The sequence below is a fragment of the Ruminococcus sp. AF20-12LB genome, assembly GCF_003478985.1.
In the GTDB taxonomy this organism is placed as follows: domain Bacteria; phylum Bacillota; class Clostridia; order Lachnospirales; family Lachnospiraceae; genus Blautia_A.
In genome coordinates, this window is sequence record NZ_QUGH01000013.1 from 51,657 (window position 1) to 65,490 (window position 13,834).

The following is a 13,834-nucleotide window of genomic DNA, read 5'->3' on the forward strand; positions in this document are numbered from 1 at the left end:
GAGGATATCGTAAGGTCGCAGAGGCGATGCTCGGTATCCTCATTTTTGATATATGACAAATACAACTATTTAGAAAAAAATCTAAATAGTTATTGACTGGAAAAGCCGAAAATGATATATTCTATTTAGAAATATTTCTAAATACCATCCGAAAGGAGGAAGCCATACACGATGGCGTTTGCAGAAACCTTCAAGGCACTTTCGGATCCTGTGCGGAGAGAAATCCTGCAGCTTCTGAAAAACGGGAAAATGTCAGCCGGTGAGATCGGAGGACATTTTGACATGACAGGTGCAACCATATCCTATCATCTGAAAATTTTGAAGAAAGCAGATCTTGTGTGGGAAACGAAGGTAAAGAATTTCGTGTATTACGAACTGAATACCACAGTTGTAGAGGAGCTGCTTCTGTGGCTCAGTGATCTGAAAGGGGGAAAGAATGATGAAAGGTGAAGAAAGAAAAGAGTTTCTGAAGGAATATAAAATGTCCCTGATCTCCGGGAGTATCCTTACGATCTCACCGTCACTGGCAGGGATCCTGCTGTGGGACCGTCTGCCGGAGAAGATCGCAACACATTTTGATCAGCACAATGTGGCCAACGGCTGGAGCAGCAAGCCGATGGCAGTTTTTGGAATTCCGTTTCTGCTTTTGCTGATCCATCTGTTTTGCGTGTTTTTTACAGCCAATGATCCAAAGAGAAAAAATATCAACAGGCGTATTTTTACCATGATCCTGTGGCTGGTTCCGGTGGTGTCTGTGATCACCTGCATGGCGATCTACGGACTTGCTCTGGGAATGGAACTTGATATAGGTGTGATCGTGAATATCATGGTAGGTATCATGTTTATCATTCTCGGAAATTACGTTCATAAGGTGAAACAGAATTATACAGTGGGAATGAAGCTTCCCTGGACTTTGAACAGCGAGGAGAACTGGAACCGTACCAACCGTATGACAGGCTGGATACTGATCCTGTCAGGGCTGCTTTTTCTTATGAATTCGCTGCTCCTGAAAACGGAAATTGTTTTTGCGGTAATTTTGCTGGTCATCCTTGTGCCAATGATCTATTCATTTATTCTTTATAAAAAGGGAATCTGAGAAAAATCTTCAGACCGTCATTGTCGTAAAAAGGCAGTGGCGGCTTCTTTTTTACCAAAAAATAATGTTCAAACAAAACGGTACGTGATATGATAATGTCATACAAAAACATTTTCTCGAACACTATAAACCGACAGCAGACAGGAGGGATCACTATGACAGAATTAAGCCGTTTTCAAAAAGATGTGGAAGTTGCTGCCAATGCTCTTGAAATGCGGGCAGAGAACGAGGATGCCAAAGAAGAGGCCATTCATCTTTACCGGAAATTCGGAAGTACCAAACAGGAGCCGCTGCGGCTGGCAGTTGCCCTGCGGGGATATTTTCTGGAGGAAGGTGTGGAGGAAGAGGAACGCGCGCATTATGGAGCATATCTTAAGAAAAGGATCCGTCCGGCTGTGGAACGTCTGATCCTGGAAGATGACTGGGAAAAGATCGAGAAGCTTTATGAGAACGAATGGTTTGGGGAACAGGAACTGGAAGTGTTCCTGAAACTGGCCGAAGAGTGGAGGAGACCTGCGGCGCTGATGGGACTTCTCCATTTGAAAAAAGCAAATTATGGATTTAAAGAGAAGAAATTTGAATTGTAAATAAATCTGGTGAAAAACTATAGCAATCCAATAAATTATTGCACATAATTACACGAATGAAACCACCCTATGCAGTCCTTTGGACGAATTGTTAAAAATCCTTTTGAAATAGCTGATGGTAATTCCGATGCAATCCGTATCTTTTCTTTCCTTAAAAATGCTTTGAGTTTTGACCACATCTTTTCAATCGGATTCAGATCCGGACTATACGGGGGTAAATACAGATAGGTTACTTTTGAGCTGTCCAGTAGCTGTTTCACCACTTTTGCATGATGGGAACGCATATTATCCATAACGATAATGTCTGCTTCTGAAAGCGTCGGCAGCAACTTTGTTTTCAGGTATTCTGCAAACCGCTCTGCAGTAGTTCCTCCCTGATAGACTGTATAGGCACAGTCTCCATTCAGACGTATGGAAGAAAGAACGGTTGTATTGCAGGGCGTGTTGAGTGGAGTTTTATCTACTGCTCTCCGGTTTTTCCATGCTCTGGCATAATGTCGCGTCATATTGATGTTTACTCTGCTTTCGTCCAGAAAGACCAGATGATTTATGTCTCTCTCCGACATATGTTTTTTCCAGTTTCTGCGTTTTTCCCTGACATCGGGGACGCTCCTGCTCTGAGGTATGAAGAGAATTTTTCTTGTAAGAATACCCGAGTTTAATAACTGCCTTGCGGACTGTTTCATTACAAACATGCAGACCAAGTTTATCAATGATTTCACCAATTGTGATATCTGGTTCCTGCTGAACCACCCGGTCAATATTTTGGATATCTTCCGGTGTCAGGGCATGTTTACGTCCTCTCTGTGATGTTCTTGTTTTTACAGAACCTGTTTCACGCATTTGTTTTTCCAGGCGGTAAACAGTACTGGTATTCACAGAAAAACACTCTGGGATTTCTTTTGCATTGTGCGTTTTATTCCAAGCTTCAATAAGTAGTTTACGTGTTTCATCATGTAACATAATAATCACCTCTTGACTCTATCATAGTCCTGTTGTCAAGAGTGTGCAGTATTTTTTTGGAGTGCTATAGTTTGATCAGAAGGACAGGAGGCGGATTCGGTGGACCGGAATCAGGAAGAACTGGGAATACATATCCTGGAAAACATAAGGAACGAGCTGTACTATTATTTCCCATATCTGGACGGTGCTTTTGCTTGTATTTCCGGGAAGGGCTCAGAGCAGACCGGAACCATTGGAACAGATGGAGCTTTCTTCCTTTTTTCCCCGGAATATCTGCTGGAGCTTTATGTAAAAAGGCCGGAGGCAGTACGAAGAGGTTATCTGCACATGCTGCTGCACTGCCTGTATCTGCATCTTTTTCGGGAAGATCAGGAGGACAGACGCTTATGGAACCTGGCCTGTGATATTGCGGTGGAACAGATCATTTCCAGGGAAAAGATCCCGATTCTGGAGACAGGCGGCGATGCGAAAAAAATCCGTGAAAAGGTTTTTCATATTCTGGGAGACAGGTCGGATTCCGCAGAAAAGATATGCCGGAAGCTGAAGGAACAGACTTTTCCGTTTCACCTGGAAGAACTGGAGGAAGCCTTTCATTTTGATGACCACACCCTGTGGGACACCTGCACAGGAGAAAAAGGAAAAAGAACAAAGGAAAAATGGAACAAGCTTCTTTCCTATACTGCCGCAAACCGTCAGGATCACCGGAAACGGCGGGGAAGTCAGAAAGGGGACCAGAAGGAAGAGGCAGGAACGGTAAGATCCGGAAGGTACGATTACAAAAAGTTTCTCCGTCAGTTTTCTGTGCTGCGGGAAGAGGTGGAGCTGGATACGGAAAGCTTTGATTATATTTTTTATAATTACGGGATGGAGCATTATGGAAATCTTCCGCTGATCGAGCCGCTGGAATATAAGGAAGTGAACCGTCTGGAGGAGCTGGTGATCGCCATTGATACTTCCGGCTCCTGTGATGGAGAGACTGTGCGGAGATTCCTTGGAGAAACGTATTCCATTCTCAGTGAAAAAGAGAATTTTTTCCATAAAATGAAGGTGTACCTGATCCAGTGTGACTGCTGTATCCAGGATGTTAAGGTGATCCATTCCGAGGAAGAATGGAAGGAATACAGCAAAAATATCACCATACAGGGCCGGGGCGGAACAGATTTCCGGCCGGTGTTCCGGTATGTGAAGGAACAGCAGGAGAAAAAAGAAATCCGCAGTCTTAAGGCGCTGATCTATTTTACAGACGGGGACGGGATATATCCCGGAAGCAAACCGGATTATGAAACGGCCTTTGTATTTTTGCATAAAACAGAAAAAATGGAGCTTGTTCCGCCCTGGGCGATCCGGCTTGTGGCAGAGCAGGAAGGAGTGCGTTACAGAACATGAATATAAAAGAGGCAAAAGAAGAGATCAAACATACCTTACTGGCTTACAACCGGAAGGATGCAGCCGGGCGCTATACATTTCCCAGACTCCGGCAGCGTCCCATTCTGCTTATGGGACCTCCAGGAATCGGAAAAACAGCGATCATGGAGCAGGTGGCAGAGGAATGCGGGGCAGGTCTGGTAGCCTATACTATCACCCACCATACAAGACAGAGTGCGGTAGGACTGCCAAGGATCGTGACCCGGTGCTACAATGGAAAAGAGATCAGCATCACAGAGTATACTTTAAGTGAGATCATTGCTTCTGTGTATGATTGTATGGAACGTACCGGGAAAAAGGAGGGAATCCTTTTTATTGATGAGATCAACTGTGTCTCCGAGACACTTGCACCCACTATGCTGCAGTTCCTTCAGAACAAGACCTTCGGAAGTCACAGCGTGCCGGAAGGATGGCTGATCGCGGCAGCAGGAAATCCTCCGGAATATAATAAGTCGGTCCGGGAGTTTGATATTGTAACACTGGACCGTGTGCGGAGGATGGATATCGAGGCAGATCTTGATGTGTGGATGGAGTATGCCTGGAAAAAGGAGATCCACGGATCGATCCTGGCTTATCTCGGAATGAAAAAGGATCATTTTTATTCTGTGGAGAATACAGTGGACGGGAAATTCTTCGTGACAGCAAGAGGCTGGGAAGACCTGTCTGAGATCCTGAAGGCTTATGAGGAACTGGGCGTGGAGATCACGGAGAATCTGGTCGGGGAGTATTTATGCAGAGATGAGATCGCAAGAAGCTTTTTTGCCAGCTATCAGCTGTACCGGAAGTACGGAGAGGACTATGGCCTGGAACGCCTGCTTTCCGGAGAGATGCCGGAGGAAGAGCAGCTGAAAAAGGTAAAAATGGCGAAGGATGCTTCCTTTGAGGAACGCTTCCTTGTGACAGGGCTTCTGCTTGACGGCCTGAACGGAAGTTTTCTGACCTATGAGAAGATGGATGGTGAGACAGGTGCTGTTTATCAGGAACTTCTGCATCTGAAAGCTTTTCTCCAGGATAAAAAGGACATGACGGCGCTGGATGAATTTACAGATATGAAGAAGAAAAGTCTGGCTGTTCGTCTGGAGGCGGAGCTTCTTACCGCAGATCAGCAGACTACGGAAGAGCTTGTGATCCGCATTCTGGAGGAATTCAGCCTTACTATCCGCAAGGAGCATATCACAGAAACAGAGGCTGGCTTTGAACGGATCCGGCAGCTTTTTACGGAAATGGCGGAGAAGAGAAAGGCCTGTGCGAAAAAGATCACCGGGGAGCTGGAACAGGCATTTGCATTTATGAAGGAATGCTTCGGGGACGGACAGGAAACGGTGCTTTTTGTTACCGGATTGACCCGGAACACCCATGCGGCGGCCTTTATCCGGGAGTATGGCTGTGATCCTTATTTTGCCTGCAGTGAGAAGCTTCTTTACCGGAAACAGGAGAAAAAGCTTCAGGAGGAATGTGCGTCACTATTAGAAATATGAATGATCCCTTAACGAATACTTATGACTGAAAGGGGCCTGACATCTTGACAGGAGGGCTTGTGAGGTGATACGGTAACGGTGTCGAAAACAAAAATCAAATAACCGAATGATGAGGTGTGAGAACATGCAGGAATTAAAACCAATCAAAGAAGGTAAAGTACGTGAGATTTATGACAATGGAGACAGTCTGATCATGGTTGCAACAGACCGTATCAGCTGCTTTGACGTAATTCTGAATAACGAAGTTACAAAGAAAGGTGCTGTACTGACCCAGATGTCCAAATTCTGGTTTGACATGACTGAGGACATTCTTCCGAACCACATGATCTCTGTAGATACCAAGGATATGCCGGAGTTTTTCCAGCAGGAGAAATTCGAAGGAAAATCCATGATGTGCCGTAAACTGAACATGCTGCCGATCGAGTGTATCGTACGTGGATACATCACAGGAAGTGGATGGGCAAGCTACAAGGAGAACGGCACTGTATGTGGCATCAAGCTTCCGGAGGGACTGAAGGAATCCGACAAGCTGCCTGAGCCGATCTACACACCATCTACCAAGGCTGAGATCGGTGATCACGATGAGAATATTTCCTTTGAGCAGAGTATCGATCATCTTGAGAAATACTTCCCGGGAAAAGGACGCGAGTATGCAGAAAAGCTTCGTGACAACACAATTGCTCTTTACAAAAAATGTGCAGAGTATGCACTCAGCAAGGGAATCATCATTGCAGATACAAAATTCGAGTTTGGTCTTGATGAGGACGGAAACATGGTCATCGGTGATGAGATGCTGACACCGGACAGTTCCCGTTTCTGGCCGGCAGAAGGCTATGAACCAGGACATGGTCAGCCATCCTTTGACAAACAGTTTGCACGTGACTGGCTGAAAGCCAATCCGGACAACGACTGGACACTTCCTCAGGAAATCGTTGACAAGACTATTGAGAAATATCTCCAGGCATACAAAATGCTTACAGGAAAAGAACTGGCCTGAAAATAACAGCAGTTCTGAAATAGAACATACCTTACAAGCCGCTTCGGACGCCCATTCCGAGGCGGCTTCTTTCTTTATAAAACAGGACAAAAACAAAACGGTTGCAAGAAAACGGAGGGATATTTATAATAAATACAGAAACCATATGATCCTGACAGATTTAAAGGAGTGTGATTATGAGCAGGAAAAACAAGGTGAAAAACAAAAAAACAGTGGGAGATCATATTCTGACGATCGTTCTGATCGTGGCAATCTGTATTTTCTGTTATGCAGCTTTTAACCTTTATCATATTTATACAGAATATAAAAAAGGAACCGATGAATATAACAGCATTTCCGAAATGGCAGTGACAGAACGTGATCCGGACCAGGTGGAAGAGATGAATCAGCCGGATGAACAGCCTGTAGCACCTGTGCGTGTTGATTTTGATTCTCTCAGGAGTATCAATGAGGATGTGATCGGCTGGATCTATATGGAGGCATTGCCTGAGATCAGTTATCCGGTGGTACAGGGAGAGGATAATAATTTTTATCTGCACCAGACATATGAGAAAAATTATAATTTTGCGGGAACGATCTTTATTGATTATGAGAACAAAAGGGATTTCAGCGATTGTAATACCCTGGTGTACGGACACAATATGAAGAATGGTTCCATGTTTGGAATGTTGAAAAAATACAGAGCTGATGAGACGCTTTACAATGCCAGCAAATATTTCTGGATCCTCACACCGGAAAAAGATTACCGGTATGAGATCATTGCAGCGTATACGACTTCTGTGAACAGCGATACGTATACCTTATTTAAGGGACCTGGCAAAGAGTTTCTGGAATATGAGAAAAAAATGTTCCAGAATTCGGAGATCAGAACAGATGCCACTGTAAGTGAAGCCAATGTGAAGGATAAGATCGTTACATTATCAACCTGTACCGGCAATCAGGCAACACGTTTTGTGGTACAGGGAAAAAGAGTGAATGCGGTGAACCCACAGTAGAGCTTTTGCGGATAAGTTTGGGAGGAAATGATATGGGAAATGAGATAGAAAAATTACAAAAGATCATTGATGAGAGCAGAAATATTGTATTTTTCGGCGGTGCAGGTGTTTCAACAGAAAGCGGGATCCCGGATTTTCGAAGCCAGGACGGACTGTATAACCAGAAATATGATTACCCGCCGGAAACAATCTTAAGCCATACATTTTTTATGCGAAAACCTGAGGAATTCTTTAAATTTTACAGAGATAAGATGCTTTGTGATACTGCAAAACCGAATGCAGCACATCTGAAGTTGGCGGAGATGGAGCAAACAGGAAAGCTGAAGGCTGTGATCACTCAGAATATCGATAATCTTCACCAGATGGCAGGAAGTAAAAAGGTCCTGGAGCTTCACGGAAGCGTTTACCGAAATCATTGTGTGAAATGCGGGAAATTCTATGATTTTAAATATATGAAGGAATCTGAAGGTGTTCCGCGGTGTAGCTGCGGTGGCATGATCAAGCCGGATGTGGTCCTTTATGAGGAAGGGCTGGATGACTATACGATCCAGGAATCAGTAAGAGTGATCTCAGAGGCGGAGGTGCTGATCATCGGGGGAACTTCTCTGGCAGTATATCCGGCAGCAGGCCTGATCGATTATTTCCGGGGAGATCATCTGGTGGTGATCAACAAGGCACCGACACCGAGGGATAAATATGCGGATCTTCTTATTAAAGAACCGATCGGGCAGGTGTTTTCTCAGATAAGAGTCTGAAAATATGGGAACCCGGGATGATCTGCAAAAATAAAAATGAGGAGTATCAAATGGGATTAAATTATGAAGTTGGAGATATTGTCACACTGAAGAAGGCTCATCCCTGTGGCAGTAAAGAATGGGAGATCCTTCGCGTAGGAGCGGATTTCCGCCTGAAATGCAAGGGCTGCGGACATCAGATCATGGTGGCACGTAAGCTGGTTGAGAAAAATACACGAGATTTGAAAAAATTCGAAAAAAATTAAAATTATGCTTTACATCACGGGAGAGATGTGCTAGAATCAACAATCGTGATATATTTCATATCCTTGCTCTTTGACAGGCAAAGGGCCAAAAGACCATAAGGAGGTTAAGACAAGCATGAACAAGTACGAGTTAGCATTAGTTGTGAGCGCTAAGCTTGAGGATGAAGCACGTGACGCTGTAGTTGAGAAAGCAAAAAGCTACATCACACGTTACAACGGCGTGATCACAGAAGTTGAAGAATGGGGTAAGAAGAAATTAGCTTACGAGATTCAGAAAATGCATGAAGGCTTCTACTATTTTATTCAGTTTGAAGCAGATTCTCAGTGCCCGGCGGAGATCGAGAGACATGTCCGCATCATGGACAATGTATTAAGATACCTGGTTGTCAAGAAAGAGGCATAATTTTTGCAGCGGATTTTCGAAAACACCATTAAGAACCTGTTCAGTTAAGTGAAATCATAAGAGAGGTAGAACGATGAACAAAGTAATATTAATGGGACGCTTGACAAGAGATCCTGAGGTAAGATATTCCGCAGGAGAAAATGCCCTGGCAATCGCCAGATATACACTGGCAGTTGATCGCAGATTCCGTCGTGACGGAGAGGCAAGCGCTGATTTTATCAGCTGTGTTTCTTTCGGACGTACAGCAGAATTTGCGGAAAAGTATTTCAGACAGGGACTGAAAATTGCAGTTACGGGACGTATCCAGACAGGAAGCTATACGAACCGTGAGGGACAGAAGGTTTATACGACTGAGGTTGTTGTTGAGGATCAGGAATTTGCTGAGAGCAAAGCATCAAGCGACAGCTATGCAGCATCTCATCCGAGAACAGAGGCAGCACCTGCACCGTCTATGCCGAGTCCGAGCGCAGCAAGCGCCGACGGCTTCATGAACATTCCGGACGGAATTGATGAGGAGCTGCCGTTCAATTAGAACATCTGATCAAGACAGATGAGACGAATAAGATAGGAGGAAACAATCATGGCTTACAATAGAGGCGAGAGACCAGATTCTCCGATGAAGAGAAGAGGCGGACGCAGAAGAAAAAAAGTTTGTGTATTCTGCGGTAAAGAGAATAACGAGATCGATTACAAGGATGTAGCAAAGTTAAGAAAGTATGTTTCCGAGAGAGGTAAAATTCTCCCGAGAAGAATTACAGGTAACTGTGCGAAACATCAGAGAGCACTGACAGTTGCTGTTAAGAGAGCACGTCATATGTCCCTGATGCCATACGTTCAGGACTAATTCTGATCTTATACAGGGTCGTTGCGAAACAGATGAGCAGTCATCTGAAGGCAGCGGCCTTGTTTTTTTATATGCAGGATTCTTTCTTATGAGCGAAACAGATTTTATCATTGCTATGGAATTATAATAAGGAATCTGGTATAATGTTAAATAACTTGTGGGTTAAATTACATTAAGAACAGGAAAAAGCAATGAACAACAAAGTTAAATTCAAGGGGCCTATGAAACACTTCATGCGCTGGCCGCTGTACCTTTCGGTCCTGGTTGTGCTGCTGGATCTGCTGGTGTTTATTGTAAGTGTAAAGGCCGGAATTCTGGTGTCTGCAGGTACTGTGATCTATATTTTTATTGCAGTACAGCTTTTTCGATATCACAAACCGCTGATCGTCAATGATATGATCGCATTTGCCAATCAGTATGATGTGGTAGAAAAGCGGATGCTGGAAGAACTGGCGCTTCCTTATGCCATTATGGATATGGAAGGCCGCATGATCTGGTCCAACCGTATTTTTTCGGAGATCACGGGGAGAGATCAGTTTTATAAAAAAAATATCAGCACAGTTTTCCCGGATATTACTCCGGACAAGCTTCCTGTAGCCGATGAACTGGAAATTTCCGAGATCAGTATACATTTCGGGGATCGGATCTATCGGGCTTCCATGCAGCGGGTGACTATGGGTGAAGTGGTCAGTCATGCGGATATTCTGGAGAATATGTCCCAGAATATCAGTCTGATCGCCATGTATCTTTATGATGAAACAGAGCTTAAGGAATACATTCAGAAGAATGAGGACAATAAGCTTGTTGTGGCACTGGCTTATCTGGATAATTATGAAGAGGCGCTTGAGAGTGTGGAGGATGTGCGCAGATCCCTTCTGATCGCACTGATCGATCGTAAGATCACGAAATATTTTTCCAACTTTGACGGCCTTGTGAAGAAACTGGAGAAAGATAAATATCTTCTGATCATGCGCCAGAGTTCACTGGAAACACTGAAGGAACAGCGTTTTCATATCCTGGATGAGGTTAAGACGGTTAACATCGGAAATGAAATGGCTGTGACATTAAGTATCGGAATCGGTCTGAATGCTTCTACGTATATCCAGAATTACGAATATGCCAGAATTGCCATTGAGATGGCGCTGGGTCGTGGCGGTGATCAGGTAGTGATCAAAAATGAAAATAATATTACCTACATTGGCGGCAAAGCGCAGCAGATGGAGAAATCAACCCGTGTGAAGGCACGAGTGAAGGCTCAGGCTCTGAAGGAATTTATGAGCACTAAGGATCGAGTGGTGGTTATGGGACACAAGATCACAGATGTGGATGCTCTGGGAGCCGGAATCGGTATTTACCGTGCCGGTAAGACTCTTGGCAAGCCGGTGCATATTGTGATCAATGATCCGACCACATCCATTCGGCCGCTGATGAGTGGATTTATGGAGAATCCGGATTATGAGCCGTCCATGTTTGTGGACAGTAATCAGGCCAAAGAACTGGTGGATAACAATACGGTAGTAATTGTGGTGGATACCAACAAGCCAAGCTATACCGAATGCCAGGATCTTCTCTATATGACAAAGACCATTGTGGTATTGGATCATCACCGCCGCGGCAGCGAGGTGATCCAGAATGCAGTTCTGTCCTATGTGGAGCCATATGCATCCTCAAGCTGCGAGATGATCGCAGAGATCCTGCAGTATTTTGCAGACGGGCTGAAGCTTCGCAGTATTGAGGCGGACTGTATTTATGCGGGTATCATGATCGATACCAACAACTTTACAACAAGAGCGGGTGTGCGTACCTTTGAGGCAGCAGCATTCCTGCGCAGATGCGGAGCAGATGTGACACGTGTACGTAAGATGCTCCGGGATAATATTGATTCTTATAAGGCGAGAGCGGAGGCAGTTCGTACTGCGGAGATCTACAGAGATTATTTTGCCATTGCAAGATGTCCGAGTGAAGGTCTGGAAAGTCCTACCGTTGTAGGAGCACAGGCGGCCAATGAGCTGCTCAATATCGCAGGAGTCAAGGCATCTTTTGTTCTTACCAGCTATAATAATGAGGTTTACATCAGTGCCAGAGCCATTGATGAGGTGAATGTACAGGTCATGATGGAACGGATGGGCGGCGGCGGACATCTGAATATTGCCGGTGCACAGGTGAAAGACACCATGGATGAGACCGAAAGAATGCTGAAAGAAATTATAGACCAGTTATATCAGGAAGGGGACAAATAGAAATGAAAGTAATTCTTCTGGAAGATGTTAAATCCCTGGGAAAAAAGGGACAGATCGTAAATGTAAGTGACGGATATGCAAGAAACATGATCCTGCCAAAAAAGCTTGGTGTTGAAGCTACCTCCAAGAATCTCAATGACCTGAAACTCCGTAAGGCAAATGAAGAAAAGGTTGCACAGGAAAACCTGGACGCTGCCAAGGCATTTGCAGAGGAGCTTTCCACAAAGGAGGTTATCCTTACTCTGAAGGTAGGTGAAGGCGGAAGAACATTCGGTTCTGTATCCTCAAAAGAAATCTCTGAGGCAGCCAAGAAACAGCTGAATCTTGAGATTGATAAGAAAAAGCTCCAGCTGGAGAATCCGATCCGTAACCTGGGTGTTACCAATGTTCCGGTACGACTTCATCCGAAGGTAACCGGAAGTCTCAAAGTCTGGGTAAAAGAGGCGTAATCAATGGAAGAAGCACTGATCAAGAGGATTCTGCCTCACAGTATTGAGGCAGAGCAGTCAGTGATCGGATCCATGATCCTGGATCGTGATGCGATCTTGGTGGCTTCCGAGATCCTGACCAGTGATGATTTTTATCAAAAACAATACGGCATTATTTTTGATGCCATGGTGGAACTCTGTAATGAAGGACAGCCGGTAGATCTGATCACTCTGCAGAATCGTCTCAAGGAGAAGGAACTTCCGCCGGACATCAGCAGTATGGAATATGTCCGTGATTTGATCGCAGCAGTTCCTACATCAGCCAATGTGAAATACTATGCCAATATCGTAAGCGAAAAGGCAGTTCTCCGTCGGCTGATCAGGACTACGGAAGAGGTTGCCAATGCCTGTTATCTGGAAAAGGACAGTACGGAAACCATACTTGAGGAATCCGAGAAAAAGCTGTTTAATATTTTACAGAGAACAAATGGCAGCGATTATGTGCCGATCCAGCAGGTTGTGTTGAATGCAGTCAGCAATATTGAGAAGGCTTCCAAGCTGAAGGGCTCCGTTACCGGGATTCCGACCGGATTTGTGGATCTGGATTATAAGACTTCCGGTATGCACGCGTCTGATCTTGTACTGATCGCAGCTCGACCTTCCATGGGAAAAACTGCCTTTGTATTGAATATTGCCCAGTATATGGCGTTTCGTAAAGATGTGACCGTGGCTATTTTCAGTCTGGAGATGTCCAAGGAGCAGTTGGTAAACCGTCTTCTTGCTATGGAATCTCACGTGGATTCCCAGAATCTCCGTACCGGAAATCTGAAAGATGAGGACTGGACGAAGCTGGTAGAAGGAGCGGATATTATCGGTGGCTCCAATCTTATTATTGATGATACACCTGGAATTTCCATTGCGGAGCTTCGTTCCAAATGCAGAAAATATAAGCTTGAGCATAATCTGGGGATCATCATGATCGATTATCTTCAGCTGATGAGCGGAAGTGGAAAATCGGATTCCAGACAGCAGGAAATTTCAGATATTTCACGATCACTGAAAGCGTTGGCAAGAGAGATCGATGTACCGGTAATTGCGTTATCACAGCTTAGCCGTGCAGTGGAACAGAGACCGGATCACAGACCAATGCTTTCGGATCTTCGAGAGTCCGGAGCTATTGAGCAGGATGCGGATGTGGTCATGTTTATCTATCGAGATGATTATTATCACAAGGATACCGAGAAGAAAGACATTGCAGAAATTATCATAGCCAAGCAGAGAAACGGTCCTATCGGAACTGTGGAGCTGGTATGGCTGCCAAGATATACCCAGTTTGTAAATATGAAAAAATAGAGCCGTGCAGACGGTAAATGAAAGG

Annotated in this window: 17 protein-coding genes; 15 read left to right on the forward strand and 2 right to left on the reverse strand. The window is 44.7% G+C overall.

Translation table 11 applies throughout. From position 1 onward, the window contains the following. Positions 1-171: 171 nt before the first annotated feature. The 3 genes from DWX61_RS15075 (at position 172) to DWX61_RS15085 (ending at position 1,683) form a co-directional block, all read left to right on the forward strand. The gene (locus tag DWX61_RS15075; protein ID WP_015527197.1) at positions 172-450 is read left to right on the forward strand and encodes an autorepressor SdpR family transcription factor; all 279 of its coding nucleotides are present in this window, start codon (positions 172-174) and stop codon (positions 448-450) included. Continuing rightward, positions 437-1,096 carry an SdpI family protein gene (locus DWX61_RS15080; protein ID WP_330637551.1) on the forward strand — a complete coding sequence of 220 codons (660 nt, stop codon included), beginning with the start codon at positions 437-439 and terminating at the stop codon, positions 1,094-1,096. Before DWX61_RS15075 ends, DWX61_RS15080 begins: the two co-directional genes overlap by 14 nt. A gap of 155 nt (positions 1,097-1,251) precedes the next feature. Further along, positions 1,252-1,683 carry a hypothetical protein gene (locus DWX61_RS15085; RefSeq protein WP_118626141.1) on the forward strand — a complete coding sequence of 144 codons (432 nt, stop codon included), beginning with the start codon at positions 1,252-1,254 and terminating at the stop codon, positions 1,681-1,683. Between the two features lie 35 nt (positions 1,684-1,718). On the opposite strand, the gene DWX61_RS15090 is transcribed toward DWX61_RS15085, so the two are convergent. Further along, positions 1,719-2,249, reverse strand: a complete 531-nt coding sequence (locus DWX61_RS15090; RefSeq protein WP_182434018.1) for an IS630 family transposase — start codon at positions 2,247-2,249, stop codon at positions 1,719-1,721. Continuing rightward, positions 2,140-2,646, reverse strand: coding sequence for a COG3415 family protein (locus tag DWX61_RS19000; protein WP_182434019.1), 507 nt, complete (start codon positions 2,644-2,646; stop codon positions 2,140-2,142). The genes DWX61_RS15090 and DWX61_RS19000 overlap by 110 nt, the downstream gene beginning before the upstream one ends. 99 nt (positions 2,647-2,745) lie before the next feature. On the opposite strand from DWX61_RS19000, the gene DWX61_RS15095 reads away from it, so the two are divergent. The 12 genes from DWX61_RS15095 (at position 2,746) to dnaB (ending at position 13,809) form a co-directional block, all read left to right on the forward strand. Further along, positions 2,746-4,032, forward strand: a complete 1,287-nt coding sequence (locus DWX61_RS15095) for a vWA domain-containing protein (RefSeq protein ID WP_118626145.1) — start codon at positions 2,746-2,748, stop codon at positions 4,030-4,032. Continuing rightward, positions 4,029-5,549 carry an ATP-binding protein gene (locus DWX61_RS15100; RefSeq protein WP_118626147.1) on the forward strand — a complete coding sequence of 507 codons (1,521 nt, stop codon included), beginning with the start codon at positions 4,029-4,031 and terminating at the stop codon, positions 5,547-5,549. Before DWX61_RS15095 ends, DWX61_RS15100 begins: the two co-directional genes overlap by 4 nt. A 124-nt stretch (positions 5,550-5,673) precedes the next feature. Next, complete coding sequence (locus DWX61_RS15105; RefSeq protein ID WP_015527192.1) at positions 5,674-6,546, forward strand: phosphoribosylaminoimidazolesuccinocarboxamide synthase; 873 nt, start codon at positions 5,674-5,676, stop codon at positions 6,544-6,546. A 176-nt stretch (positions 6,547-6,722) separates the two neighbouring features. Beyond that, positions 6,723-7,541: a class B sortase gene (gene srtB / locus DWX61_RS15110; RefSeq protein ID WP_118626149.1), complete on the forward strand. Its 819-nt coding sequence runs from the start codon at positions 6,723-6,725 to the stop codon at positions 7,539-7,541. 32 nt (positions 7,542-7,573) lie between these two features. Beyond that, positions 7,574-8,296: an NAD-dependent protein deacylase gene (locus DWX61_RS15115; protein ID WP_118626151.1), complete on the forward strand. Its 723-nt coding sequence runs from the start codon at positions 7,574-7,576 to the stop codon at positions 8,294-8,296. 50 nt (positions 8,297-8,346) lie between these two features. Beyond that, positions 8,347-8,541, forward strand: coding sequence for a DUF951 domain-containing protein (locus DWX61_RS15120; protein ID WP_118514300.1), 195 nt, complete (start codon positions 8,347-8,349; stop codon positions 8,539-8,541). Between the two features lie 115 nt (positions 8,542-8,656). Further along, positions 8,657-8,944: a 30S ribosomal protein S6 gene (gene rpsF, locus DWX61_RS15125; protein ID WP_021977097.1), complete on the forward strand. Its 288-nt coding sequence runs from the start codon at positions 8,657-8,659 to the stop codon at positions 8,942-8,944. 73 nt (positions 8,945-9,017) lie between these two features. Then, positions 9,018-9,476 carry a single-stranded DNA-binding protein gene (locus tag DWX61_RS15130; RefSeq protein WP_118626153.1) on the forward strand — a complete coding sequence of 153 codons (459 nt, stop codon included), beginning with the start codon at positions 9,018-9,020 and terminating at the stop codon, positions 9,474-9,476. Between the two features lie 48 nt (positions 9,477-9,524). After that, complete coding sequence (gene rpsR / locus DWX61_RS15135) at positions 9,525-9,788, forward strand: 30S ribosomal protein S18 (protein ID WP_021651398.1); 264 nt, start codon at positions 9,525-9,527, stop codon at positions 9,786-9,788. A 191-nt stretch (positions 9,789-9,979) separates the two neighbouring features. Beyond that, positions 9,980-12,028: a DHH family phosphoesterase gene (locus DWX61_RS15140; RefSeq protein ID WP_118626155.1), complete on the forward strand. Its 2,049-nt coding sequence runs from the start codon at positions 9,980-9,982 to the stop codon at positions 12,026-12,028. Positions 12,029-12,030: 2 nt separating this feature from the next. Next, entirely contained in the window at positions 12,031-12,477 is a 447-nt protein-coding gene (gene rplI, locus DWX61_RS15145; protein WP_118514304.1) for a 50S ribosomal protein L9, read from the forward strand. Positions 12,478-12,480: 3 nt separating this feature from the next. After that, entirely contained in the window at positions 12,481-13,809 is a 1,329-nt protein-coding gene (gene dnaB, locus DWX61_RS15150; protein ID WP_015527183.1) for a replicative DNA helicase, read from the forward strand. The last annotated feature ends 25 nt before the right edge of the window (positions 13,810-13,834 follow it).

Coding starts and splice junctions, on each gene's coding strand:
- DWX61_RS15115 (WP_118626151.1), top strand. CDS start 7,574: ATGGGAAATGAGATAGAAAAATTACAAAAGATCATTGATGAGAGCAGA.
- rpsF (WP_021977097.1), top strand. CDS start 8,657: ATGAACAAGTACGAGTTAGCATTAGTTGTGAGCGCTAAGCTTGAGGAT.
- rplI (WP_118514304.1), top strand. CDS start 12,031: ATGAAAGTAATTCTTCTGGAAGATGTTAAATCCCTGGGAAAAAAGGGA.
- DWX61_RS15120 (WP_118514300.1), top strand. CDS start 8,347: ATGGGATTAAATTATGAAGTTGGAGATATTGTCACACTGAAGAAGGCT.
- DWX61_RS15080 (WP_330637551.1), top strand. CDS start 437: ATGATGAAAGGTGAAGAAAGAAAAGAGTTTCTGAAGGAATATAAAATG.
- DWX61_RS15090 (WP_182434018.1), bottom strand. CDS start 2,249: ATGTCGGAGAGAGACATAAATCATCTGGTCTTTCTGGACGAAAGCAGA.
- rpsR (WP_021651398.1), top strand. CDS start 9,525: ATGGCTTACAATAGAGGCGAGAGACCAGATTCTCCGATGAAGAGAAGA.
- srtB (WP_118626149.1), top strand. CDS start 6,723: ATGAGCAGGAAAAACAAGGTGAAAAACAAAAAAACAGTGGGAGATCAT.
- DWX61_RS15140 (WP_118626155.1), top strand. CDS start 9,980: ATGAACAACAAAGTTAAATTCAAGGGGCCTATGAAACACTTCATGCGC.
- DWX61_RS19000 (WP_182434019.1), bottom strand. CDS start 2,646: ATGTTACATGATGAAACACGTAAACTACTTATTGAAGCTTGGAATAAA.
- dnaB (WP_015527183.1), top strand. CDS start 12,481: ATGGAAGAAGCACTGATCAAGAGGATTCTGCCTCACAGTATTGAGGCA.
- DWX61_RS15075 (WP_015527197.1), top strand. CDS start 172: ATGGCGTTTGCAGAAACCTTCAAGGCACTTTCGGATCCTGTGCGGAGA.
- DWX61_RS15085 (WP_118626141.1), top strand. CDS start 1,252: ATGACAGAATTAAGCCGTTTTCAAAAAGATGTGGAAGTTGCTGCCAAT.
- DWX61_RS15105 (WP_015527192.1), top strand. CDS start 5,674: ATGCAGGAATTAAAACCAATCAAAGAAGGTAAAGTACGTGAGATTTAT.
- DWX61_RS15100 (WP_118626147.1), top strand. CDS start 4,029: ATGAATATAAAAGAGGCAAAAGAAGAGATCAAACATACCTTACTGGCT.
- DWX61_RS15130 (WP_118626153.1), top strand. CDS start 9,018: ATGAACAAAGTAATATTAATGGGACGCTTGACAAGAGATCCTGAGGTA.